Below are 24,353 nucleotides of genomic sequence, written 5' to 3'. Positions count from 1 at the left end.
AAAGAAGCAGTTATTCTAAACAATGTCCCAGCCCACCATAGAATCTATCCTTCAAGAAAAACGCTTATTTCATCCCCCGGCGGAATTTTCCCAAAACGCCCACATCACCAGTCGCGATCAATACCAGCAACTCTATGACAAAGCCCAGGCAGATCCAGAGGCGTTTTGGGCAGAACTGGCAGCGCAAGAGCTGCACTGGTTTGATCAGTGGGACAAGGTGCTAGATTGGCAGCCGCCCTTTGCAAAGTGGTTTGTGGGCGGAAAGACTAATATTTCTTACAACTGCCTTGACAGACATCTGACAACGTGGAGAAAAAATAAAGCCGCGTTGATTTGGGAAGGAGAACCAGGGGACTCTCGCACCCTCACCTATGCCCAACTACATCGGGAAGTGTGTCAGTTCGCCAATGCGCTGAAACAATTGGGCGTAGAAAAAGGCGACAAGGTGGGGATTTACATGCCGATGATTCCGGAAGCGGCGATCGCCATGCTTGCCTGTGCGAGAATCGGTGCCCCCCATACCGTAGTTTTTGGCGGATTTAGTGCCGAAGCCTTGAAAGATCGGCTTGTAGATGCCGAAGCCAAGGTTGTCGTGACGGCAGATGGGGGTTGGCGCAAAGAGGCGATCGTCCCCCTCAAAGAGCAGGTAGATAAAGCGATCGCCAACAATGCTGCCCCCAGTGTGCAAAACGTTCTAGTCGTGAAGCGCACAGGTCAAGAGATTGAAATGCAAGCTGGACGTGACCATTGGTGGCACGAGATGCAAGCCGATGTCTCTGCCAATTGCCCTGCCGAACCGATGGACAGCGAAGACATGCTGTTTATCCTCTACACCTCCGGCACTACAGGTAAGCCAAAAGGCGTCGTTCACACCACAGGCGGCTACAACCTCTACACCCACATGACGTTGAAGTGGGCATTTGACCTCAAAGACACCGATGTTTACTGGTGTACAGCGGATGTCGGCTGGATTACCGGACACAGTTATATCGTGTACGGGCCGCTTTCCAATGGCGCAACAACCGTGATGTATGAGGGTGCGCCCCGTGCTTCTAATCCTGGCTGTTTCTGGGATGTGATCGAAAAATACGGCGTCACGATCTTCTACACTGCCCCCACAGCGATTCGTGCCTTTATGAAGATGGGTGACGAACACCCCAACGCCCGCGACTTGTCTTCCCTACGCCTACTAGGAACGGTGGGCGAACCGATTAACCCCAGAGCTTGGATATGGTATCAGCAAATTATTGGAGGCGATCGCTGCCCAATTATTGATACTTGGTGGCAAACGGAAACAGGTGGCTTCATGATTACGCCCCTACCTGGAGCCATTCCCACCAAACCCGGTTCTGCCACGTTGCCCTTCCCAGGCATTCAAGCCGATATCGTTGATGCAGAGGGCAATCCCGTTGAGGGGAACAATGGCGGTTATCTCGTCGTTCGCCATCCTTGGCCCGGAATGATGCGGACAGTGTACGGCGACCCCGATCGCTTCCGCCGCACCTACTGGGAACATATCCCCCCGAAAGATGGGCAGTACATCTACTTTGCTGGAGACGGTGCCCATCGGGATGAGGACGGTTACTTCTGGGTGATGGGGCGCGTTGATGACGTGATTAACGTCTCCGGTCACCGCTTAGGGACGATGGAAATCGAGTCTGCGTTGGTATCTCACCCCGCTGTGGCTGAAGCAGCGGTAGTTGGGAAACCGGACGAACTCAAAGGAGAAGAGGTTGTTGCCTTTGTCACCTTAGAGGGGAATCAACAGGCGACGGAAGAACTCAACAAGACCCTAAAACAGCATGTTGTGAATGAAATCGGCGCGATCGCTCGTCCAGGTGAAATCCGTTTTACCGACGCCTTGCCCAAAACCCGCTCTGGTAAAATCATGCGCCGCTTGTTACGAAATCTCGCCTCCGGTCAAGAGGTTGCAGGTGACACCTCTACCCTCGAAGACCGCAGTGTGTTAGAGAAACTGCGCGGCGGATCGTAAATTAGAAGCAGGGGGCTGGTTTTTTAATAAACCACAGAGGCACAGAGGGCACGGAGGGAAGAGAAGGAGAGGGGTAATGAGGGGATGAGGAGAGGAGGAAATTGAGAGGCAATAACCCTTCACCCCTAAACTCCAACCTCTTACCCTTCACCCTTCATACTTTCTCACCGACTCACCGACTCTCTTCATCCTTCACACTTCATCCTTCATCCTTCACACTTCATCCTTCATACTTCACCCTGACTCGTGCGAATCGACGTTATCACCCTATTTCCCGACTTCTTTACCTCCCCCCTCAGTTCTGGGTTGTTAGGTAAGGCTTTGGCAAAGGAAATTGCTGAAGTGCATTTAACCAATCCCCGCGACTTCGCCACTGATAAACATCGACGCGTCGATGATGAACCCTATGGCGGTGGTGTGGGGATGCTGATGAAGCCAGAGCCAATTTTTTCTGCTGTCGAGTCACTACCTGTTTTGCCCAAGCGGGACATTATCCTCATGACTCCTCAAGGACAGCCGATGAATCAAAAACTTTTGGGAGAACTGGCAACCAATTACGATCAGCTTGTCCTAATTTGTGGGCATTACGAAGGCGTTGACGATCGCGTCCTCAATTTAGTCACCCGCGAAGTTTCTTTGGGAGACTTTGTTTTAACCTGTGGAGAAATCCCAGCCCTAGCATTAATTAACGGCGTTGTCCGGCTGCGTCCCGGAACTGTCGGTAAAGTTGAATCCCTCAAAGCCGAAAGTTTTGAAGCGGGGCTGCTGGACTATCCCCAATACACCCGTCCGGCTGAGTTTCGGGGTTGGGAGGTTCCTGAGGTTCTGCGTTCTGGCAACCATGGCGAAATCGAGCGCTGGCGCAAAGAACAGCAAATTGAACGCACACGCGATCGCCGTCCTGATTTGTACGCCGCTTGGCTAAAAGATTCTGACAAGGAATCCTAAGCGGTTAATAACCTGTAACTCCTACCCCAAATTTCTATTCTGTCGGCTGCTCCGTAATATTGGGCTGCTGGCGCTGGGCAATCTGAATTAACATTCTGAGTGCGTCATTCACTGCCATGTCATTGGGAAAAGATTGAGCGACATCAGGATCTAAAAGTACTAAATTTGTTCCTGCACGATATCGCTCAACATACTTGCCCCTAACGCCTTCTTGCATTTGAGCGAAGTCATACTCAGGATGCAACTCGTCTTCTATTTCGTTCTCAACTTCCTTCTTCATAAAACCTTCTCTCCTGTCGAGTGGCTTTTCGGGCACTAATAATTCGTACTTTTTCTACTCGATCGGTGTGTGCAACAACTAAAAGTTGGTCAAACCTAGATACGCCAATAATAATGTAGCGGCTTTCTCCAATGGAATGATGCGGATCGGGGAACGTTACAGATAGAGGATCATTGAATACAGTTGCAGCTTCCTGAAAAGAAATATCATGCTTCTCAATGTTTAGTGCCGCTTTGTCTGGGTTCCATTCAAATTCAAGGCTCATACACCAAAATATCGCTTACGCACATTTTTGTGCAATATTCAATCCTTGTGGAAATCGCATCATTACTGAATTAGTTAATACTACAGGAGGCAAACTCCCACTAAAAATTTGTCTGATTCTTCCATGACAGGTAAGTTTCTACCGATAAATTAAAGCTAATATTCCTTGGTTTCTCCAATGTTTTACCACAAGCTGAAGTTATCAGAACTTTTTCTAAGACTAGTTAAAAATCAAGCTAAGTAGTGGCAGTGTTCTTTTATCTTTTCGGGCTTACCGATAACCCTGAAGGACGAGTGCAAGACCTTGGTACGGAGCGATTAGGCGGAAAGTTTCTGCTTAATATCCTAAAGCTTGATGCTCGAAAGTCTTGGCGTCCCTTCACCTCCCTTCCTAGGAAATCTGGAATGCGGCATCAATCCAGTGAATTAGAAATTAGTTCTTAATCATTGTAAATTTCGACACCACGAAACCTTGGCCGGAGCTAAGGTGGAGTCTCACTAAAAGGATGCTGCAAGGTCTTAAAGATGTTAAGGAAAATTAACTACAAATTTCTCTTCGCCACAGCCTTATCGTTTACTATCTTGAACGGCATTGACTTGCCACCGTCTTTCAGCAGTTTGGAAAGTTTGACAGGTATTAGTACTAAAACGGCTGCCAAAAGTAGCGGCGGACGCAGTGGTGGTGGTTCCTTTAGTAGACCTTCGAGCAGCGGTTCCCGTTCTTCTGGCTCTAGCTCCGGTAGCCGTAGCAGTGGCTCTAGTTCTTCTGGCTCTAGTTCCGGTAGCCGTAGCAGTGGTTCTTCCAGCGGCTCATCTGGTTCTAGCTACCGCAGCAGTCCTCGTTATGGGGGCGGAGGTAATACCGTTATTATTGCTCCCGGTGGTGGGACTACCTACAGTGAAGGCTACAGCGACGGCGGCGGGACATTGGTGATGTTCCTGGTGCTAGGCTTTTTTGGTTTGATTGCTTTAATCTTGGTGGCAAGTTGGCTGCTATCGTCAGGAAGTGGGAGTACGGATGGTGCGATCGCTACTTCTGCTGATGAGCTAGAAAATGATACTGTCACCGTCAGTAAATTGCAGGTAGCTCTACTTGCTCAAACCAAAGGACTGCAATCTGAGCTATCGCAACTCAGCCTTAACGTCGATACCGATACTCCTGAAGGGTTGTCAGAACTACTACAAGAATCTGCCTTAATCCTGCTTCGCAATTCGGAAAGCTGGAGCCACGTTTTAGCAAGTTCCGAAAGCATCCACATTGACAACGCCGAAGCCGCTTTTAATCAGCTCTCCATGAAAGAGCGCAGCAAATTTAGTGCTGAAACCCTCACCAACGTTCGTGGCTCTATCCGGCGCAAAGCCGCAGTCATTCCAGGCTTAGAAGAAGATCCCGGTGCTTATATTGTCGTTACCTTACTAGTCGGAGCCGCAAACGATAACCCGCTTTTTGAGGATGTTCGCTCCGCAGACGCCTTAAAAGAAGCATTAGAGAAAGTTGCTTCCCTTCCGGCTGATTATTTAATGAAATTTGAGCTGATGTGGAGTCCACAGGTAGAGGAAGATAGTCTCACCTATGAGGAATTATTGACGGAGTACACCGATATGGTTCAAATGGCATGATTCAAAGCAGCGAACTAGAAAACGACATTGTCACCGTCAGCAAATTACAGGTTGCTCTGCGAAGTGAGGCTCGTTCTCTGCAATCTGAGCTGTCTGAACTCACCCTAGAAGCCGATACAGAAACGACAGAGGGGCTAAAGAATCTCTTAGAAGACGCCGCTTTAGTCCTTTTGAGAAATTCGGAACACTGGACTCATGTTTTAGGCAATTCCCAAACCATTAACGAGCGGGAAAAAGCCGAAAACGTTTTTAATCGCTTCTCCATTGAGGAACGAAGCAAGTTTAGTGCCGAAACCCTCACTAATGTGGATGGCAAAATCCGGCAGAAACCTGTAAAAATTGACCCCAATGAAGGTTCAGGCGCGTACATTGTCGTCACCCTGTTAATTGGAACAGCTGACGACAAGCCCTTGTTTTCCCAAATCGCCTCCGCTGAAGCCATGCAGGAAGCCCTGAAGCAGGTTTCCTCGATTGCGACTGATTACTTGATGGTGTTTGAGCTGCTGTGGAGTCCGCAGGTGGAAGCTGACACCCTCACCGAAGCTGAGTTAGCAACAGAATATAGCGATTTAGTTGCGATCGCCTAAACTCTTAGCGATCGCCTGATAATAGACAACGAACAAAAAGCAAAAATTATGAGTATATGGAAAGTCGTTGCTAGTCTAGTCTTGGCACTAACAACTAGCTGTGACGTACCAGAACGAGTTGCCTTTTGGTGTAATAAGTTTCCGGATGTTGCATCCGTCGAAAAAACTTTATCTGAGCAGGCTCAAGTTGTTAATCAAATCAAAAGTGTTCATCCAGGTTTCGTTGATATCAAGGTCGATGAAGCTGAAGATTGCCCAGGAAAAGCAAGAATAGAGATTTTGCATGCAACTGAACAGGATCGTAAAAAGATCGAGCAGATCATCGGTGATACTTTTTTTGGGGTTCCATATCGGATGCAAAATATTTAGTAAGAACAGTTAAAATCTTAGCGATCGCCTGATAATAGACAACGAACAAAAAGTGCGATCGCTACAATCATGAACACCCGCATCGGTAACGGTTACGATATCCACCAGCTTAGCGCTGGACGCCCTCTGATCCTGGGAGGAGTCAATATTCCCCACGAACTCGGATTGCTCGGACATAGCGATGCGGATGTACTGACTCACGCCATTATGGATGCAATGCTAGGGGCGTTGAGTCTCGGCGATATTGGTCACTACTTTCCCCCCACTGATGAGAAATGGGCAGGTGCTGATAGTTTAATGCTCCTGAAACAGGTCAACGAGTTAGTGCAAGAAAAAGGCTGGAAAGTAAGTAATATTGACTCCGTAATTGTGGCAGAACGTCCAAAACTCAAGCCGCATATCGAAACCATGCGCTCCAAAATCTCCTCAACCCTAAACCTCAATCCCGATCAAGTTGGTATCAAAGCGACTACCAATGAAAAGTTAGATGCCGTGGGACGAGAAGAGGGAATTTCTGCTTACGCCGTCGCTTTGCTAATGGCTGACTAATTACCCAGCATTTTGCATCATGCACATTTACAACCGAGGGAAACTCAGGTGTTTCTCAGCGGTAATACCAAAGATTTTGGCAAGTTAGAAGTTCAGGAAACTTTACGTAATGCGGGTGTAGATCGGTACTTTATTCCGCACGCAAACTTTGCTTAATTGGTTAGAGTCAAGAAGCTAGGCGTGTTATTGACGATTAGACAACATGATCAGGCTTTTTACTCGGTTTTCCAGATTCTGGCGTCGTTGGTTAGCATTCTTTCTTGCCTGCATTAGCGCGATCGCGTTTCATGGCTGTAGTCTTTCACAATTTGAAACTGAAGCGGCACAAGTCCCTCAGGTAGTTATCAGTTCTCTGAGCGACCCCAAAACCTTCAACTATGCCGTTAACCAAGAGGTAAATGACTTCTTTGGCTACGCCTATGAGGGTTTAGTGACTACCAACGGCATAACAGGTGAGATTGAACCCGCTCTTGCCGAATCTTGGGAAATTTCTGACAACCAGCAGCAGATTGTTTTTACCCTACGAGAGGGGCTGAAGTGGTCAGATGGAAAGCCGCTGACGGTAGATGATGTGATCTTTACGTACAACGAGATCTACCTCAACGAAGCGATTCCTACCGATGCTCGCGATATCCTGCGGATTGGCGACAGCGGTGCTTTGCCCACCGTGAAAAAACTCGATGAGCGGCGAGTTGAATTTGTCACGCCAGAACCGTTTGCTCCCTTCCTCCGCAATACAGCGATACCAATTTTACCCGCCCATGCCCTGCGGGAATCAGTGCAAACAAAAGACCGAGATGGGAATCCTAAATTTCTTAGCACTTGGGGAGTCAATACTCCACCTGACCAAATCATTACGAATGGCCCTTATCGCCTCGAAGGATACGCCACCAGTCAGCGTGTAGTGTACGGGCGTAACCCCTATTACTGGGGCAAGAGTCCTCAAGGCGAGGCGCAGCCTTTTATCGAGCGCATCATTTCGCAAATTGTAGAATCAACAGACACCTCCATGATTCAATTCCGTTCTGGAGGGTTGGATGCTGTCGGCATCTCGCCAGAATACTTTTCTTTGCTCAAGCGAGAAGAGGATCGGAGTAACTTTACAATCTATGAGGGTGGCCCGACACTCAGCTCTAGTTTTCTGACTTTTAACCTCAACAAAGGTCAGCGTAACGGACGCCCATTAGTCGATCCGGTTAAGTCTCGCTGGTTCAATACGCTGGAATTTAGACAAGCCGTTGCCTATGCCATCGATAGGCAAACGATGATCAATAATTTGTTTCGGGGACTAGGTGCGCCGCAATATTCCAATCTCCCCGTACAAAGTCCTTACTATCTTTCTCCAGAAGATGGTCTAACCGTTTACGACCACAATCTTCAAAAAGCTAAGGAATTACTGTTAGGAGCAGGCTTCAAATACAATAGCCAAGGACAACTGCTCGACTCCGAAGGCAATCGAGTTCGTTTTGCCTTAATCACGAATGCCGGAAATAAATTGCGGGAGGCAATGGGAGCGCAGATTAAGGCAGATCTGAGCAAAATTGGCATTCAAGTGGATTTTAATCCCATTGGTTTCAATACCCTTGTAGACAAACTCAGCAACACCCTCGATTGGGAAAGTCATCTCCTCGGCTTTAGTGGTGGCGGCTTAGAGCCAAATGCTAGTGCGAATGTTTGGTTAGTTGATGGCGGATTACATGCCTTCAATCAGAAACCACAAGTCGGTCAACCTCCTATTGAAGGTCGAGAAGTGGCGGATTGGGAGCAGAAAATTAACGATCTCTATATCCAAGGCGCACAGGAGTTAGATGAGGAAAAGCGCAAAGCGATCTATCAGGAAGCACAACGCCTGATCAAAGAGTACTTACCGTTTACTTACCTGGTTAGCCCATTATCGATAACGGCAGTACGCGATCGCGTCGATGGCATCCAATACTCCGCACTGGGAGGAGCCTTCTGGAACATTCAAGAACTCAAAATTGAAGAATAACAACTGAGGTGTCTGTCCTCTTCGCCCTCAGCCTTGTGCTGGGGGTGACTCTTTTTATGGGCGGCTGCAACCCAACGGTATGGGACTATCTACGAGTTGAAGGTGATTGATTAATTTATTGATAAAGTCTACGCCAATGTGTTTTTAGCAGAGGGGCAAGAGAGTTTTTTCGGTCACGGTTTGAGGAAATGTATCCTAGAACGCTAGGATCGAATTTCCTTTGCTCTTCGCTTGTATCTCGTGACTCAACCTGAAGCCCTGCAATCTTTACTCGAATCTGTTGCCGCTGGTGACATTAGCCCGATTGTTGCTCTGGATAAATTAAAGAATTTTGCCTTTGAGTCAGTGGGAGATTTTGCCAAAATTGACCATCATCGCCGCTTACGGACTGGCTTTCCTGAGGTGATTTGGGGACAAGGAAAAACCCCGGAGCAAATTGCTCAGATTATGGAAGTGATGCGCGATCGCGCTGATGATATCGTAATGGCGACTCGCATCGAACCACAGGTATACACCCAACTGCAAATCAAAGTTCCCAATCTCAAGTATTATCCGGTTGCCCGCATTTGTGCCGTTGCTCCCAACACCCCAACACCCCAACACCCCGGCATCATTAGCCTGATTTCTGCGGGAACCGCCGATCTTCCTGTAGCAGAAGAAGCCGCCGTGACAGCCGAATTGTGTGGTTTCCAGGTGCGGCGTCTTTGGGATGTAGGGGTGGCGGGTATCCATCGCTTACTGAACAATCAGCAAGTAATCACCGAAGCCGATGTTTTGATTGTGGTGGCGGGGATGGAAGGGGCTTTGGCGAGTGTTGTTGCCGGACTTGCTGATTGCCCTGTCGTTGCTGTTCCTACCAGTGTTGGCTATGGGGCAAATTTTGGCGGACTGGCTCCTCTATTGACAATGCTCAACTCTTGTGCAGTTGGCGTAGGAGTCGTGAATATTGATAATGGCTTTGGTGGGGCAATGTTAGCCGGACAGATTCTTAGAACAGCGAACAAGTTGCAGCGATCGCTACCCTAAAAGTTACATCTTTTATACTAAACTTGCGGTTTCAGAAAATTTTTGTATGACTTCCCCTACACCCTCAATTCAATTTTTTGAAGGTCTTTTTGAAGAACTGAGTAACGTTAGCCTGCGACGCAACCGCAATTCCGGTCTCCGGACTGTCGTGATGATGTTCGATAAGCTAAAAGCAATAGAACGATTTAATAGTTTTACCAAACGCTCCACTAATTCCCTGCTGCTGACAGATTCTGAAGGAGAAATTCGCGTCGAACCTTCTTCCGTGAAATTCCGTTTTACAGGCCCAGAAGGGGATGATTTAGCACGAGTTGACTGCGCCTTTGAGATTGATCGGGAAGACCACTGGGAAAGATTCATGCGGTTTATGAATCGCTACGCTGAAGCCAATGGGATGGAGTATAGCGAACCGGGGGAGAAAGGTGAAGGGTGAGGCGCAGCCCAGGAGAAAATTGATAATTAGGGCTGGCGAGAACGCAGCTAGCTACGAAATATCAGCAGATTAGCAAGTTAGCAAAACTTGAACTTGTATAACAATTGGAGAGGAATGAGAACTCATTCTAAGTTGAGCATGAAAAATTCAAGATGAAAATAGCAATTACAGGGGCGACAGGCTTTGTCGGTAGCCGTTTAGTGGAACGGCTCCAGGCAGAGGGGCATCAAATATTGGTTTTGACGCGCAACTTGGCATCTGCCCAGAAAAAGTTTTCCAATGTACAGGTAGTGACCTATACCCCGACAGAATCGGGCCCTTGGCAAGGGGCAATCTCAGGCTGTGATGCAGTGGTGAACTTGGCAGGCGAACCGATTGCAGAGAATCGCTGGACACCAGAGCGCAAGCAGGAAATCCTCAATAGTCGGAAGCTAGGGACACAGAAAATTGTAGAAGCGATCGCCACATCAGAGCAAAAGCCTACCGTGTTAGTCAATGCGTCGGCAATTGGCTACTACGGAACGAGTGAAACGGCTACTTTTGAGGAAAGTAGTGCGGCGGGTGATGATTTTCTTGCGGAAGTTTGTCAAGCATGGGAAGCCGAAGCCCGCCAAGTGAAGGATGCAGGCGTGCGGTTAGTTATTTTGCGTCTTGGCATTGTCTTGGGAGAAGGAGGAGCGCTGGCTAAAATGATTCCCCCCTTCAAACTTTTTGCGGGAGGCCCCTTAGGAACTGGGAATCAATGGTTCTCCTGGATTCACCGGGATGACTTGGTGAGTTTGATGATCGAAGCGATTAAACGCCCAGACATGGAGGGAGTTTTAAACGCAACGGCACCCAACCCCGTGCGAATGTCAGAATTTTGTCAAACCCTTGGGGACGTTCTCCATCGTCCCTCCTGGCTCCCCGTTCCCGGCTTTGCCCTCGAAGCTTTGTTAGGAGATGGCTCAAAATTGGTGCTGGAAGGTCAACAAGTTTTACCTAAAAAGACCCAGTCCTACAGTTTTGACTTTCAATATCCCACAGTTAAACAAGCGATCGCGGACATTTTGAGCTAAACCTTGCAGAGACGTTGCAGGCAACGTCTCTACAACTTGTCACCCCCTGAGGGCGGGCGTACTGATTAGGGGAGCGATCGCCTCAACCAACCGCTTCTAAGCCCCAGCCTCTACCTCAGTTGGAGCCTCAGAATCATCCTTGACCCGATGAATATTTGCGCCCAACTGTCGCAACTTCAGCTCTAGCCTGTCGTATCCCCGATCTAGGTGATGCAATCCCTGGATAGTGGTTTTTCCTTCTGCGGCAAGGGCAGCGATTACTAGTGCAGCAGAAGCCCGTAAGTCTGTCGCCACCACAGGGGCACCAGAGAGCATCGACACACCTCGGATAATGGCGTTGTTGCCTTTGACCCGAATATCTGCGCCCATGCGACTCAATTCTGCAACGTGACGCAGGCGATTTTCAAAAACCGTTTCGGTGATAATGCTGTCTCCTTCACTCAGCGTCAGCAGTGCCATGAATTGCGCCTGCATATCGGTGGGGAAGCCGGGATAGGGCAGGGTTTCAATATCAGTGGCTTTCAGGGAACCAGGAATAAGCCGCACAGAATTGGGCCCCTCAGTTACTACTTTCACCCCTACATCTCGCAGCTTGGCAATGACAGCCGTGAGATGGTCGGGGATGACTGGGGAGAGGCTAATTTCTGAGTGAGTAATTGCCCCAGCAACTAAGAAAGTTCCTGCTTCAACGCGATCGGGAATGATCGAATAATCAACGGAGTGCAAGCGCTCAACACCAGAAATTACGATGGTGTTGGTGCCAGCACCGCGAATCTTTGCTCCCATAGCGCGGCAGAAGTTTGCCAAATCAGTCACTTCTGGCTCTTGGGCAGCATTTTCAATAATCGTTTCCCCATCTGCCAACGTCGCTGCCATCATCAGAGTTTCTGTGGCACCGACACTGGGATAATCTAGGTAAATTCTTGCCCCTTTTAAGCGTTTGCGACCGCCACCTGTCACATAGGCATTTACCATGCCGCGATCGATCTGCACCTCTGCACCCATGAGTTGCAAACCCCGGACATGCAAATCGACGGGTCTAGCACCGATGGCACAACCACCAGGAAGCGGCACCCGTGCTACGCCTAAACGAGCTAAGACAGGGCCAATGATGAAGAAACTGGCGCGGAGTTGACTAACTAGCTCATAGGGGGCTTTTGACTGTCCAATGTGGCTAGCATCAATGTTCAAATCGTCGCCATCGCGTTCAAGCTTGACGCCCAAAGACGACAAAATTTGACCCATCCGCTGAACGTCCATAAGCAAAGGAACGTTGCGAAGTCGGCAGTCTTGCGGACAAAGCAAGGCTCCCGCCATGATTGCCAAGGCTGAGTTTTTGGCTCCGCTGATTTTGACATGTCCTTGTAGGGAGGCTTTGCCCCAGACATGTAAAACTGACTTGTCGCCTTCGGGCAAAGACTGGGTGTCTGGCAGGCTCAGAGAGTGAGTGATGGGTCTATCCTCCGGAATCAACGAAATACGTTTGGTTTTTTTAAAATTTGGTTTCGATTCTACCTGAAAGATGGCAAATGTCCAGAATTGCGAATTGACTTTTTACTGGTAGGTGTTGAATTTTACCTTGTTTCCTCAAAAAAATCCGGTCAAAACAGTTGACAAATTACAAAGATTGCTGCAACGTAGAAGATCGCAATGCAATTGATCCAGTTTGCGGAACTGGCGGAATTGGTAGACGCGCTAGATTCAGGTTCTAGTGTCCGCAAGGACTTCCGGGTTCAAGTCCCGGGTTCCGCATCTTTCTTAGGTAATGAGTCGGTGAGTAGAAGGCAAAAAGGAGTCAGTTAAGATTAGCAACTTAATTCGTTGCTAATTTTTTTTCTGAAAATTCAGCTCAAGGACTCAGAACTTAAAGATATTTGGTCAAACCCAGCGAGAAAACTTTTCACCTCACCACTCAAAAACTTTACTAACCGACTCACTACTGTTCCCCTATACTCAGCACTCAGCACTCAGGACTTAAAAAATGCTGACTAGTCTTCAAAATCCTTTGGTGAAGCAGATGCGGAAGCTGACAAAGGCGAAAGCGCGTCGGGAGCAAGGTCTGTTTTTGCTAGAGGGAACGCACTTGTTAGAAGAAGCCTGTGCGGTCGGTTACCCCTTAGAAACGCTTTGCTGTACCTCCGAGTGGCAGGAGCGTCATCTACAGCTCTGGAGGGCAGCAGGGGAGCGGTGTCAGCGTATGGAATTGGTGAGTGAAGAGGTATTGAAGGCGATCGCCACTACAGTACAACCCGACGGAGTGGTCGTCACAGCCCCCAAAATCACCCCTCCTGCCTCTCTACCCATAAAAACCTTGGGATTAGCCGTAGAGACGCTACAAGACCCCGGAAATCTAGGAACAATCATCCGGACGGCAGCAGCAGTTGGGGCGGAGGGACTGTGGCTGAGTGCAGATAGCGTGGAAATAGATAACCCGAAGGTGTTGCGCTCATCAGCAGGGCAATGGTTTCGTCTACCAATGGCAGTTAGCCCCGATTTGAAAGCGACAGTACGCGATTATCAAGCGCAGGGAATACAGGTTGTAGCGACAACCCTGCAAGGGAACGTGACATTTTGGGACGTTGATTGGCAGCGTCCCAGTTTGATTTTGCTAGGTAATGAAGGCGCAGGCTTATCTGCTGAGTTGGCAGCATCAGCAGACCAGTCGGTAAAAATTCCCCTAGTTTCTGGAATAGAATCCCTCAACGTCTCAGTAGCAGCCGCTTTGCTGTTGTACGAAGCACAGCGACAGCGGCGATGAAGTATGAAGGGTGAAGGATGAAGTATGAAGGGTGAAGGCTTCGACGTGAGACTTCGGCGTGAGCGCGGTTCCTGAGCCTGCCGAAGGGCAGTCGAACGCTCAGCCGAACGTATGAAGTATGAAAGAGGTTATTCGTTCTCTTCCTCTCCCCTGCACCTCTGCACCCCTGCACCCCTGCACCCCTGCACCCCTGCACCCCTGCTCTCTCACGCATCACCAAAGTACTGATCCAGGTCAGCGGCGGCGTCTTCTAAAGCTTGGGCGTCAAGCCAGGTTTGGCTGTGGCGATCGCTTTTGATTCGGTTGGAGTTGGGTTGCTTGTCGCTGAGTTCCAACATATTTTGCAGTTGTTCTAGCGACTCCGAGAATGCTCTGTTGGCAGCACTACGATTATTTGGCTGATGATTGTCACTCATGCTTAATTTCCTAAAAACTGTTTTTAACTGCAGACGACGACCCTGTTAAAACTGGTACGGATAAAAGCATTCTCAGTGTTTTAGTGTTGTAGAAGCGTTGCTCACTGGGGGGCGAGCTTGCCAACTGAGGTGTCAAGCATCTACGATACAACACGGTCTTTGGAGATTATGCTGTTGCTATTGCTGGTATTTTCTTTCTTCAAAGCCGCTTCTCTCAGTGATTTTAACGAGAAACTTGCGCTCGTTAAGGAATCGCGTTGAGAATAAAAAGAGCGTGCGTTGCGACGCGCACATAGCATCATAATGACGCACCAGGAGAGCAACCGTGAGTCAGGGATTTGATTACGATTTGGCGATAATTGGCGCAGGTGTAGGCGGGCATGGTGCTGCCTTACATGCGGCGAGCTGTGGATTGAAAACCGCCATCATTGAAGCGTCAGACATGGGTGGGACTTGTGTGAATCGCGGCTGTATTCCTTCTAAAGCTCTACTCGCCGCATCAGGGCGAGTTAGGGAGCTACGCAACACCCACCATCTCAAGTCATTAGGTATTCAAGTCGGTGCTGTGGACTTCGACCGTCAAGGTATCGCCGACCATGCTCACAACCTCGTCAGCAAAATTCGCGGCGACCTGACCAACAGCCTCAAGCGCCTCGGTGTCGATATTATTAAAGGCTGGGGCAAAATTGCTGGCTCCCAAAAAGTCACAATCGCGACAGACGATGGGGAACGCACCATTACAGCCAAAGACATTATCTTGTCTACGGGTTCCGTTCCGTTTGTTCCACCGGGTATTCAGTTAGATGGCAAAACCGTTTTTACCAGTGACGACGCCTTGAAGCTGGACTGGATTCCTCAGTGGGTGGCAATTATTGGCAGCGGTTACATTGGTCTGGAGTTTTCTGATATCTATACAGCGCTTGGCTCGGAAATCACGATGATTGAAGCGCTGGATCAATTGATGCCAACTTTTGACCCAGATATTGCCAAGCTAGCAACACGGGTACTGATTAACCCCCGCGATGTTGAAACCCATGTGGGTGTTTTGGCAACGAAAGTTACCCCTGGTTCTCCGGTAGTGATTGAGCTGTCGGATGTAAAAACGAAAGAAGTTGTGGATGTCTTGGAAGTCGATGCTTGTTTAGTAGCAACGGGTCGCATCCCTGTATCAAAAGACCTCGGATTGGAGGCTGTGGGCGTTGAGACAGACCGCCGGGGCTTTATTCCCGTCAATGACCAAATGGCAGTCCTATCGGGCGGAGAACCCGTCCCCAACCTCTGGGGGATTGGCGATGCGACTGGGCAACTGATGCTGGCTCACGCGGCTTCGGCTCAAGGGGTTGCGGCGGTGGAAAATATCTGTGGGCGCGATCGCCGTATGGACTATCGCAGCATTCCGGCTGCCGCCTTTACCCATCCAGAAATTAGCTATGTGGGATTAAACGAACCAGCGGCGAAGGAGTTGGGCAAAGCAGAAGGCTTTGAAGTCGCGTCTGTGCGCTCGTATTTTAAGGGGAATTCCAAAGCGATCGCCGAAGGCGAAGCGGATGGACTGGCTAAGGTGATTTACCGTAAAGATACGGGAGAAGTGTTAGGCGTTCATATTCTCGGCATCCATGCTTCGGATTTGATTCATGAAGCTTCCAACGCGATCGCCCAGCGCCAATCTGTCAACACCCTCGCCTTTTTGGTTCACGCTCACCCGACGTTATCAGAAGTTCTGGATGAAGCTTATAAACGGGCGGCGGAAGCAGAAGTCAAAGCTTAATGACTAGTTGCGCTCTCCCTAATTCCCCAGTCAAAGCTTAATGACTAGTTGCGCTCTCCCTAATTCCCCAGTCAAAGCTTAATGACTAGTTGCGCTCTCCCTAATTCCCCAATTCTCTAATCCCTAATTGCCAATCAATGCAGATTCGTCGCCGTCCCCCTAACCCAGCCATTAACGTCAGCATCTTGCGCTATCAAGTTGCTTTACCGGATGCTGAACCGCTTCATATTTTAGAAGAAATCGTCTGGCAGAAAGAGGCGGAAGTTGAAAAATTGCGCGATCGCCTTCCCCTAAGAGAATTGCAGAGACAGGTGCAGATGCTACCCCCGCCTCGCAATTTTTTAGAGGCGCTGCGTTCTGGAAAAACACATCCGGCGTTGATTGCAGAGGTAAAAAAGGCATCTCCCAGCAAAGGCGTGATTCGTGAGGATTTCGATCCGGTAGCGATCGCGCAGCTTTACAGCCAAGGCGGTGCCAGCGCCATCTCGGTATTAACTGACCAAAAGTTTTTTCAAGGTAGCTTTGAGAACCTGAGGGCGGTTCGTGAGGTGGTAGAGTTGCCGCTGTTGTGTAAGGATTTCGTCATTTATCCTTACCAAATTTACTTAGCCCGCACCCACGGGGCTGATGCGGTTTTGCTAATTGCGGCGATTCTTTCCGACCAAGACCTGCAATATTTTGTCAAAATTGCCAATGCGCTACAGATGACGCCCCTAATCGAAGTGCATACCCAAGCAGAGCTAGACCGCGTATTAGCGCTCTCAGGCGTTACCCTAGTGGGTATCAACAATCGTAACTTGGAAGACTTTTCGGTCGATCTGCAAACGACCTGCCAAATTCTAGCAACAAGTCACCGCCAATTACAGGAACGTGGCATTTTGGTCATCAGCGAATCAGGGCTGCATACTCCAGACGATCTAAGGCTCGTGGCATCGGCGGGTGCTGATGCCGTTCTCATTGGGGAGTCCATTGTGAAACAACCTGATCCCGCTGAGGCGATCGCCGCTTTGTTTCTAAGTTAATGAGACACGGCGCTACCCCCTTGGGTAATCGCTCTTCACACTACCCCCTGGGGTAATCAGCAGTTTTGAGGTAGATCAGGTTTCATGAAGCCAATTCCCATTCCGTCTTATATCCACTATGAGATGCTTCTACAGCTGTTAGAACGCCAAACTGCATTTGCGGCAAATCAACAACCCGCCATTCGAGAGCAAGTGCATCAGCTGATCAGCACGCTTCGCAAAGCGTTGGCACAGCAAAAGCAACTTGAACAAAGCTGTCAGCGGGCGAGTTTGCCTGTGGAGTACCGTTGGTCGCTCAACAGCATAAATGTTCAAGAACCGCCATCAGATGGTTTACCACGACGCCGGGAACCGGAAGTCAGGAGCTAGTCGCTGGTGGCATAATCTGGGATGTCAAGTAAAGGCACCAAGTGTGAAGGATAAAGTATAAAGTTTCAACCCCATAAATAAATTCCGGGGCTGGAAGTTAGGACATAGTAATGGTTCGATGTTTAAACTTACTCCTACAGATATTTTTCTGCTCTCTGGTATAAAAAAGGGCTTGAGACTATTGATGGACTTTCGCTTTTTATCCTTCATACTTTTTGGTCAAGTAGGCAAATTGGTGTTTAGTGATAGGTTATGGGATTAGGGCAATCCGTTCGCTAAAGCTCCCTTGTTTACGTTGAGGCTGACAGCTAAAAGCGAATCGCTACTCGGAGGACAATTAAATGGACGACAAACTGATGTTGATGATTCCGGGCCCGACTCCGGTACCGGAACAAGTGTTGCTCGCACTGGCGAAGCACCCGATTGGTCACCGCAGCGGTGACTTTAATAAAATCATGGCGGAGGTGACTCAAAACCTCAAATGGCTACACCAGACTGAGAATGATGTTTTATCGTTAACCGTCAGCGGTACGGGGGCAATGGAAGCAGGGATAATTAATTTCCTGAGTCCGGGCGATCGCGTATTGGTTGGCTGTAATGGGAAGTTTGGCGATCGCTGGGCCGAAATGAGCGCGGCTTTTGGCTTGGAGGTGGATACCGTTAAGGCAGAGTGGGGTCAACCCCTGGCTCCCGAAGAATTTAAAGCCAAGCTAGAGGCGGATACAGACAAACAAATCAAAGCGGTAATTATTACCCATAGCGAGACTTCTACGGGCGTTCTTAATGACCTAGAAACGATTAACCGCCATGTGAAAGCCCACGGGGAAGCGTTGATTATTGTCGATGCCGTCACCAGTTTGGGAGCAGTAAATCTACCTATTGACAAATGGGGTTTAGATGTTGTTGCTTCCGGTGCTCAAAAAGGTTATATGATTCCGCCAGGAATCGGTTTTGTTGCTGTTAGCCCTAAAGCCTGGGAAGCTTACAAAACGGCAAAGTTGCCCCGTTTCTACCTGGATTTGGGCAAGTATCGTAAGGATGCGGCGAAAAACACCACGCCCTTTACGCCGCCTGTGAATTTGATGGTGGCGCTGCAAGTGGCATTACGAATGATGCAGTCGGAAGGCTTGGAGGCGATTTTTGCTCGTCATCAGCGTCTAATGCAGGCAACTCGCGAAGCGGTAAAGGCAATGAATTTACCCCTGTTTGCCCCGGATGGTCATTCTAGTCCGGCAATTACGGCGGTAGCACCAACGAATGTAGAATCTGAACAAATCCGCTCGGTGATGAAAAAGCAATTTGATATTGCCCTAGCGGGAGGACAAGACCACTACAAGGGTAAAATCTTCCGCATCGGTCATTTGGGATTTGTGAGCGATCGCGATATTCTCACTGCAATTGCGGCATTGGAAGCGACCCTACGCGAGTTGAGTTATGAGTCGATGAGCCCAGGAGCAGGGGTAGCCGCCGCCGCACGGGTGTTTGCTCAATCTTAGTCTTGGTATATACAAAAAAAGAGCGGGTTTATAAGCCTGCTCTTTTTTTGCTTTGAGATAAATTGTGAATAAAAACATTGTCTTCGTCTTTGAATTTGCCTGACACTAACACCAAGGCATAATCGCGGTCGAATCACTTGTTTGTTCCTCGCTGCTTCACCAATTCTTATACTGTTTCCAGCCAGTCATAGATTCGATCTAACTGCTCAAGGGTCACTAGACCATACTGCCAGAGAATCATTGGTAAAGGGCCAGGGTCTTGCTCACGGTATCGTTGCGCGATCGCTAACGACGCGGTGGAAATTGATAATTCTTCTTGGAGAAAGCGAAGAAATCTAGAATCAGTTGCAGGTGCCATCGTTCATTTCACCTCTTTGTTTAGGCTCTATTTTGTAGCTGATAGCTTCAGTCATTGGGTTATCAGTAGCCAGTCTTTTATCCGTCTACTAGTATTGGTTTTTTTTCTTAACTACATATTGAGGGAGAGAACCTTTTCTATGAGTGTTGGGAATCTCTCTTAAGTAGTGATTTGCGTTACTTGGTGAAGGTGATTAGCGGTTGAATCATCCGTGGTGATTTCCTGCCAAATCGCCTTGTTACTAAAGGTTTTCAGTCGAGAGAGAGCAAAAACTCCGCATTAGGGCTGCAAGTGACGGCAACCTAATTTACAGTTTTTAGCAAACTTGGTATAACTGCTTCCTGTTAAAAGTGCTTTAAATTCAGCTATGAGTCAAGCTAAAGCTTTAACTCACAACAGATTCCTTATGTCAAACTTTCCTCACACCAAGGCTTAGACGGCTTGCCGTTAAGTCTTTGTTCCGTAACGTCCTCACACCAAAGACGCAGTTATCTCAATAGAGTTGAGAAAGGATTCAATGGTTAAGAATATCCGAAATCTGAAGCTTTCTTCTCTGTCTTCAGAAAGAGTAACTTACTTTCTTTAGAAACGTTCTAAAAGTTTAAATGAAATTTTCGATAGTTACTATAAAGAAATTAAGAAGAAGGAGATTCTGTATCCGGAGTGGTACTTGGAGCGAAATTGACCTGAACGCGATCGCCTACTGATAAACCCAGTTCCGCAGCCCTACCTCCCCGAAGTTCAATCACCTGGTCAATTTCCACGCTCTGACCTGGCCCATAAGTCTTACAGGGTTCAGCTTTACAGGGAGGAACATCAGCCGCGATCGCCTTAATTTCCCCATCCCGCAAAAATACCATATCCAGAGGAATCTTAACATTCTTCATCCAAAAGTTGACGGGCCGGGGCGGGTCAAAGGGAAACAGCATTCCCCGACTATCCGCTACCGAGTCCCTATACATCAAGCCGATTGATTGCTGTTGTAGGGTACGGGCAACTTCTAGAGCGATCGTCTTACCACCCATTTTTGCCTGCGCTGTAATCGGCAGCGATTGCGCTGAAGAAATGGGGGCTTGTGAAACCTCAGAAGGGGGAGGCGGCAGGGTTTTTCCAGACTTTAGAGGGGTTTGGGCGCTTGAGGAGTCAGATGCCGAGGTCGAACAGCCTAGTAGCACTACACACAGCAGCACTTCCAGGAAAGCAGTCCAACGCAGACCTTTGCGGACGTTCTGAGCTATTGAGGTGGGATTCGGCAGTGACGCCACTAACCCGGCTGGGTTCTGAGTAAGACGAGAGCGTTTCATGGAATTATTTTGGGCTGTAACCACAGGGGATGTTATAGCATCTTTTCACCCAGTTTGTGGGACAGGGCGATCGGACTCTCCCCATCTGCTGTGGTTAAGACTCTCTCAACACGTATCCAACGCCCCGCACTGTCTGAATTAAACGCTTCTCACCTTCATTTTCGATTTTGAGGCGCAGGTAGCGAATGTACACTTCAATAACGTTGGATTCGCCCATGAAGTCGTAACCCCACACATTTTCTAAAATCTGTTCGCGGGTCAAGACTTCGCGGGGATGAGACATTAAATACTTGAGGAGTTCAAATTCTTTCATCGTCAAGTCAATGACCCGTCCGTTACGCATGGCTCTACGAGTTGCCAGATCCAAAACCAGCTCGCTAAAGCGTAATTGTTCCGAAGCACTAGCCGTGGGATGCAGGTAAAGGCGCACCATTTGCAGAAACGTCTCGGCGCGATAGGGCTTCAAAAAATAATCATCTGCCCCCGCTTCTAAACAAGCCACCCGGTCATCTACTGCTTCCCGCGCCATCAACATCAACACGGGCACTCGCGAGCCAGAGCGCCGCAGTTGGCTACAAAAACTTAGCCCTGAGTCTCCCGGTAGCGCTCTATCTACTACCACCATTGCCGGCTGGATTTCGCTAGCTTGATGCCAACCCGCACGGGCATCTGCTGCCACAACGGTTGTGTAACCCGCTTCTCTCAAATCGAGGCTGAGCCGTTCAGCTAAGGCTTCGTCGGTTTCGACTAGCAAGACGCAGGGGTTGTGGTCAAAAGTAGCAGGGCGCATAAGACAGCATTTAACCTTCAAGCGATCGCTCAAGGTAGCGCTAAAGTACCAAGACTAGTTTTAAGTTAGTCATGCCTACAGTGTACACAGCAAAACCTGGATTGAGTATATTTACTTGTTTTGGGTCGGAAGAGGGGCGATCGTGGCACACGGCACCATTCTGGAAGAGGATGGTAAGCGGCAGTTTCAGCTAGGCTATGAGTGGTTTTTAGGAATGCCTCTGTAATCGAACTATTGGAGTTCACATGGCAACTTATCTAGTTACGGGTGCTAATCGCGGCATTGGTTACGAATACTGCCGCCAAGTGCAAGCGCGAGGCGATCGCGTTATTGCCGTCTGTCGCACTGCTTCTGAGGAGTTGAAGCAGCTAGGGGTACAGGTTGAGGAAGGGGTTGATATTACCTCTGATGCTTCGGTTGCAGATTTACGCGATCGCCTAGGTGATACGACGATTGATGTTCTGATTAACAATGCCGGAATTATCAAGCGCGTGACGCTGGAAGACTTGAATTTTGACAGCATTCGGGAACAGTTTGAGGTTAATGCTTTGGGAGCATTACGAGTGACTCAGGCGCTATTGCCACTGCTCAAGGCAGGTTCCAAGATTGTGCTGATGACAAGCCGGATGGGTTCAATTGCAGACAATACCTCTGGCAGTTCCTATGGCTACCGGATGTCGAAGGTGGCGTTGTCGATGGCAGGCAAGTCGCTATCTCTCGATCTCAAAGGGCGTGCGATCGCGGTGGCAATTCTGCATCCTGGGTTAGTTCAAACCCGCATGACGAACTTTACATCGGGTGGCATTACGCCGGAGGAATCGGTGAAGGGGTTGTTGGCTCGAATTGAAGAGTTGACGCTGGAGAATACAGGTACTTTTTGGCACGCTAATGGTGAGGTGCTGCCGTGGTAGGTGCGTGACAGAGATTGGGGGATTGGGAGTTATTGCTTTAAGAGCGATCGCCCAATGGGACTTTTATAGTCGATAGTGAAGCAACTTTAGATGATATTCAAAAGCAGGCAAAGATTATTAATCCGTCCAGTGTATGCGGTTAGCAGTGCCATACACCAGACGGCACTAATATCTGTTACCTAAAAGCTTAAGAAGGATACTCAGCAACTACCTCTTGGTATTGGCATTCTAAATAACATCCTTTACCTTACCCATTAAGGACTCTGTGAACTTACCCCAGTCACTCCGCAGCTCTGAAAAATGTTCGCGTGGATTGTCATCCATTGATTCAGCTTTACCATAAGCAATGATGAGTAAGGTTAAAGCTTCTATAGAGCGCCTAGCCGCTTTGGTAGCTTCATCTCCAGAGATGCTCCCAGGCATTGCATCAGCAATACGACGAAGAGGTTCCCACATTTCTCGGTAAAAGCGATGCCGTGTATTAAAGGTAATAATCACTTTTCCGTCAATGTGCTGAGTATCTATCAGTAAATTACCTCGAATATCAACAAATTCAACAACAAACGGCAAGTCCTTGATAGTTTCTTGATATTCCTCTTGTTTCTTTTTGTCTTCACCGACAACATCACGTGCTAAATCTACGAAAATTTGCGATTTTTCTTGATTTGATATCTTGGTTTTAACACGACTTTTAGGCAGTGTTATGTTAGCTTCTTTAACTGCTTGAAGAACAAGGAGATTTTCTCCATTACCTTTATTTGATTTCCTTGCAACTTCACCCCAAATATTATTTAGAGAATTGCGCGCTTCCTCAATGTAGCTGTTGAGAAAGGTGCGTATTTCAGTTCGCAATTCATCGTGAGGTTCTACGCCACGTTTAACGTTACGAACTCCAAAATACGAATCTAACTCTGGTTTAAATGCAACTTCAATCCCAATAAATCGGTCGCGATCTTCAACACCTTTAGGAAAAATTCGAGGAACATTTGTGTAATTAATCTCACGGTTAAGACGAACAAAGCTGATGGCACCTTGATTATCTTGTAATCGCAGTGTTTTTCGAGCAAAATTATCATTAGCCATACCACGCTGGCGTGCTACCTCACTTGGATAAAGAGTAACTGTGACTGTACATATTGAGCCGCCAACTTTAATGTTCCCCTGTGCAATTTGAGTAGCAGAAAAATGATCTTTTGAAGCTTCTGGCAAAGGTAAAGAGTGTTCTTTGTTTTCCTTATTCGCTCCTTTTCGCAGACGTTGATAGTATTTGAAGATTTCCCGATCCGCCCATGTTCCTTTCATAAGGTAAAGAGGATCGTATGGGAGGAGATCGGTTCCATCAAAAGAAATACGAATTCCTTCATTTAGAAAATAACGAAACATCCGAGCTAGCTCATGTTTTACCTCTGCTTTCAAAGCTTGTGCATCAGAAGCTTGCTGACCTTCTTCAAGGCGATCAACTTTTGACCAAACTACGATGGTTCCAGAGCCTTTGGGAGCGTAGGTAAAAATATTATCTGGAATTGATTCTATATTCGGAAAAGCAATGCCAACTGTTTCACCTTCCCTTTCCTGAATTAGAGCTTCCTCCAAATCAAACCATACATGATGCCATTCTTGTTCATTTGTACGACTCCAAACGTCAATGCGCTGACCATAATTGAGGGCAGCAAGTTTCGCACCCACTCCATATTTTCCGATTGTGTCAGTTCGCATATAACGAGTTGAATATCCTAATTGGAGATAGTGTTGTAGGACATCAAGTTCCATTCCATCACCATCATCAATAATTATTATTTGGTGAATATGCCGCTTACCAGACTTAGTTTTAGATTCTTCAAAGTGCAGAGTAATATTGTTGGCGTTAGCTTCTAGGCTATTATCGATAACTTCACCTAGTGCGGCTGACAAACTATAGCCCGAATCCCGCAGTGACTGCAAAGCATACCCTGTTAAGACAACAGGAATTTTTTCACTTGAGGCTGGTTGGTTAGTAGTTTCTTGAAGTACCATAATTTTCTCCTGACCTGCTGAATTAAACTGA

25 protein-coding genes and 1 tRNA gene are annotated in these 24,353 nt (G+C 48.1%); 18 read left to right on the top strand and 8 right to left on the bottom strand.

The window, feature by feature from the left end; all coding sequences use genetic code 11:
* Positions 1-22: 22 nt before the first annotated feature.
* On the top strand, positions 23-1,993 hold the full coding sequence (acs, locus tag AC5JR3_RS07425; RefSeq protein WP_495844504.1) for an acetate--CoA ligase: 1,971 nt from the start codon (positions 23-25) through the stop codon (positions 1,991-1,993).
* Between the two features lie 246 nt (positions 1,994-2,239).
* A complete protein-coding gene (gene trmD / locus AC5JR3_RS07420; RefSeq protein WP_495844502.1) occupies positions 2,240-2,941 on the top strand; it encodes a tRNA (guanosine(37)-N1)-methyltransferase TrmD in 702 nt (233 codons plus the stop codon).
* A gap of 34 nt (positions 2,942-2,975) precedes the next feature.
* On the opposite strand, the gene AC5JR3_RS07415 is transcribed toward trmD, so the two are convergent.
* A complete protein-coding gene (locus tag AC5JR3_RS07415; protein WP_495844501.1) occupies positions 2,976-3,221 on the bottom strand; it encodes a hypothetical protein in 246 nt (81 codons plus the stop codon).
* Positions 3,205-3,486 (bottom strand): BrnT family toxin, encoded by a 282-nt coding sequence (locus tag AC5JR3_RS07410; RefSeq protein WP_495844500.1) that lies wholly within the window; start codon positions 3,484-3,486, stop codon positions 3,205-3,207. The genes AC5JR3_RS07415 and AC5JR3_RS07410 overlap by 17 nt, the downstream gene beginning before the upstream one ends.
* Positions 3,487-3,728: 242 nt before the next feature.
* Between AC5JR3_RS07410 and AC5JR3_RS07405 the strand changes: the two genes are divergently transcribed.
* The 9 genes from AC5JR3_RS07405 (at position 3,729) to thyD (ending at position 11,117) form a co-directional block, all read left to right on the top strand.
* Positions 3,729-3,929, top strand: a complete 201-nt coding sequence (locus AC5JR3_RS07405; protein WP_495844498.1) for a hypothetical protein — start codon at positions 3,729-3,731, stop codon at positions 3,927-3,929.
* Positions 3,930-4,010: 81 nt separating this feature from the next.
* Complete coding sequence (locus tag AC5JR3_RS07400; RefSeq protein WP_495844496.1) at positions 4,011-5,105, top strand: DUF1517 domain-containing protein; 1,095 nt, start codon at positions 4,011-4,013, stop codon at positions 5,103-5,105.
* Entirely contained in the window at positions 5,102-5,692 is a 591-nt protein-coding gene (locus tag AC5JR3_RS07395) for a DUF1517 domain-containing protein (protein ID WP_495844494.1), read from the top strand. The genes AC5JR3_RS07400 and AC5JR3_RS07395 overlap by 4 nt, the downstream gene beginning before the upstream one ends.
* A gap of 48 nt (positions 5,693-5,740) precedes the next feature.
* Positions 5,741-6,061: a hypothetical protein gene (locus tag AC5JR3_RS07390; protein ID WP_495844492.1), complete on the top strand. Its 321-nt coding sequence runs from the start codon at positions 5,741-5,743 to the stop codon at positions 6,059-6,061.
* Between the two features lie 69 nt (positions 6,062-6,130).
* Positions 6,131-6,610, top strand: coding sequence for a 2-C-methyl-D-erythritol 2,4-cyclodiphosphate synthase (gene ispF, locus AC5JR3_RS07385; RefSeq protein WP_495844490.1), 480 nt, complete (start codon positions 6,131-6,133; stop codon positions 6,608-6,610).
* Between the two features lie 202 nt (positions 6,611-6,812).
* Positions 6,813-8,600, top strand: a complete 1,788-nt coding sequence (locus tag AC5JR3_RS07380) for an ABC transporter substrate-binding protein (protein WP_495844488.1) — start codon at positions 6,813-6,815, stop codon at positions 8,598-8,600.
* Between the two features lie 240 nt (positions 8,601-8,840).
* Complete coding sequence (gene larB, locus AC5JR3_RS07375; protein ID WP_495844486.1) at positions 8,841-9,626, top strand: nickel pincer cofactor biosynthesis protein LarB; 786 nt, start codon at positions 8,841-8,843, stop codon at positions 9,624-9,626.
* A 46-nt stretch (positions 9,627-9,672) separates the two neighbouring features.
* The gene (gene psb28 / locus AC5JR3_RS07370) at positions 9,673-10,059 is read left to right on the top strand and encodes a photosystem II reaction center protein Psb28 (RefSeq protein ID WP_495844484.1); all 387 of its coding nucleotides are present in this window, start codon (positions 9,673-9,675) and stop codon (positions 10,057-10,059) included.
* 152 nt (positions 10,060-10,211) lie between these two features.
* A complete protein-coding gene (gene thyD / locus AC5JR3_RS07365) occupies positions 10,212-11,117 on the top strand; it encodes a thylakoid membrane protein ThyD (protein WP_495844482.1) in 906 nt (301 codons plus the stop codon).
* Between the two features lie 96 nt (positions 11,118-11,213).
* Here thyD and murA read toward each other — a convergent pair whose 3' ends face one another.
* A complete protein-coding gene (gene murA, locus AC5JR3_RS07360; RefSeq protein ID WP_495844480.1) occupies positions 11,214-12,590 on the bottom strand; it encodes a UDP-N-acetylglucosamine 1-carboxyvinyltransferase in 1,377 nt (458 codons plus the stop codon).
* 195 nt (positions 12,591-12,785) lie between these two features.
* Here murA and AC5JR3_RS07355 point away from each other — a divergent pair.
* Together AC5JR3_RS07355 and AC5JR3_RS07350 are read left to right on the top strand one after the other, a co-directional pair.
* A tRNA-Leu gene (locus AC5JR3_RS07355) sits at positions 12,786-12,869 on the top strand.
* 229 nt (positions 12,870-13,098) lie between these two features.
* Positions 13,099-13,875 (top strand): TrmH family RNA methyltransferase, encoded by a 777-nt coding sequence (locus AC5JR3_RS07350; RefSeq protein ID WP_495844478.1) that lies wholly within the window; start codon positions 13,099-13,101, stop codon positions 13,873-13,875.
* 206 nt (positions 13,876-14,081) lie between these two features.
* Here AC5JR3_RS07350 and AC5JR3_RS07345 read toward each other — a convergent pair whose 3' ends face one another.
* The gene (locus AC5JR3_RS07345) at positions 14,082-14,291 is read right to left on the bottom strand and encodes a hypothetical protein (RefSeq protein WP_495844476.1); all 210 of its coding nucleotides are present in this window, start codon (positions 14,289-14,291) and stop codon (positions 14,082-14,084) included.
* Between the two features lie 325 nt (positions 14,292-14,616).
* Here AC5JR3_RS07345 and lpdA point away from each other — a divergent pair, with 325 nt between their 5' ends.
* The 4 genes from lpdA to AC5JR3_RS07325 all read left to right on the top strand — a co-directional run bounded on the left by lpdA (position 14,617) and on the right by AC5JR3_RS07325 (position 18,946).
* Positions 14,617-16,059 carry a dihydrolipoyl dehydrogenase gene (lpdA, locus tag AC5JR3_RS07340; protein ID WP_495844474.1) on the top strand — a complete coding sequence of 481 codons (1,443 nt, stop codon included), beginning with the start codon at positions 14,617-14,619 and terminating at the stop codon, positions 16,057-16,059.
* Positions 16,060-16,196: 137 nt separating this feature from the next.
* Positions 16,197-17,081 (top strand): indole-3-glycerol phosphate synthase TrpC, encoded by an 885-nt coding sequence (gene trpC / locus AC5JR3_RS07335; RefSeq protein WP_495844472.1) that lies wholly within the window; start codon positions 16,197-16,199, stop codon positions 17,079-17,081.
* 84 nt (positions 17,082-17,165) lie between these two features.
* Complete coding sequence (locus tag AC5JR3_RS07330) at positions 17,166-17,450, top strand: DUF5340 domain-containing protein (protein WP_495844470.1); 285 nt, start codon at positions 17,166-17,168, stop codon at positions 17,448-17,450.
* 341 nt (positions 17,451-17,791) lie between these two features.
* Positions 17,792-18,946, top strand: coding sequence for a pyridoxal-phosphate-dependent aminotransferase family protein (locus AC5JR3_RS07325; protein ID WP_495844469.1), 1,155 nt, complete (start codon positions 17,792-17,794; stop codon positions 18,944-18,946).
* A 166-nt stretch (positions 18,947-19,112) separates the two neighbouring features.
* Here the strand turns inward: AC5JR3_RS07325 and AC5JR3_RS07320 are convergent, their stop codons facing one another.
* The 3 genes from AC5JR3_RS07320 to nblR all read right to left on the bottom strand — a co-directional run bounded on the left by AC5JR3_RS07320 (position 19,113) and on the right by nblR (position 21,398).
* Complete coding sequence (locus tag AC5JR3_RS07320; RefSeq protein ID WP_495844467.1) at positions 19,113-19,304, bottom strand: DUF2949 domain-containing protein; 192 nt, start codon at positions 19,302-19,304, stop codon at positions 19,113-19,115.
* Between the two features lie 635 nt (positions 19,305-19,939).
* On the bottom strand, positions 19,940-20,608 hold the full coding sequence (locus AC5JR3_RS07315) for a DUF192 domain-containing protein (protein ID WP_495844465.1): 669 nt from the start codon (positions 20,606-20,608) through the stop codon (positions 19,940-19,942).
* 94 nt (positions 20,609-20,702) lie between these two features.
* The gene (gene nblR, locus AC5JR3_RS07310; protein WP_495844462.1) at positions 20,703-21,398 is read right to left on the bottom strand and encodes a response regulator transcription factor NblR; all 696 of its coding nucleotides are present in this window, start codon (positions 21,396-21,398) and stop codon (positions 20,703-20,705) included.
* A 245-nt stretch (positions 21,399-21,643) separates the two neighbouring features.
* Between nblR and AC5JR3_RS07305 the strand changes: the two genes are divergently transcribed.
* Positions 21,644-22,309, top strand: a complete 666-nt coding sequence (locus tag AC5JR3_RS07305; RefSeq protein ID WP_495844460.1) for an SDR family oxidoreductase — start codon at positions 21,644-21,646, stop codon at positions 22,307-22,309.
* Between the two features lie 228 nt (positions 22,310-22,537).
* Here the strand turns inward: AC5JR3_RS07305 and AC5JR3_RS07300 are convergent, their stop codons facing one another.
* Entirely contained in the window at positions 22,538-24,322 is a 1,785-nt protein-coding gene (locus AC5JR3_RS07300; RefSeq protein ID WP_495844459.1) for an ATP-binding protein, read from the bottom strand.
* Positions 24,323-24,353 lie beyond the last annotated feature (31 nt).

This window comes from Kastovskya adunca, from assembly GCF_059505785.1.
The sequence above is the reverse complement of the archived record's forward strand: the minus strand, read 5'-3'. Positions and strand labels throughout refer to the sequence as shown.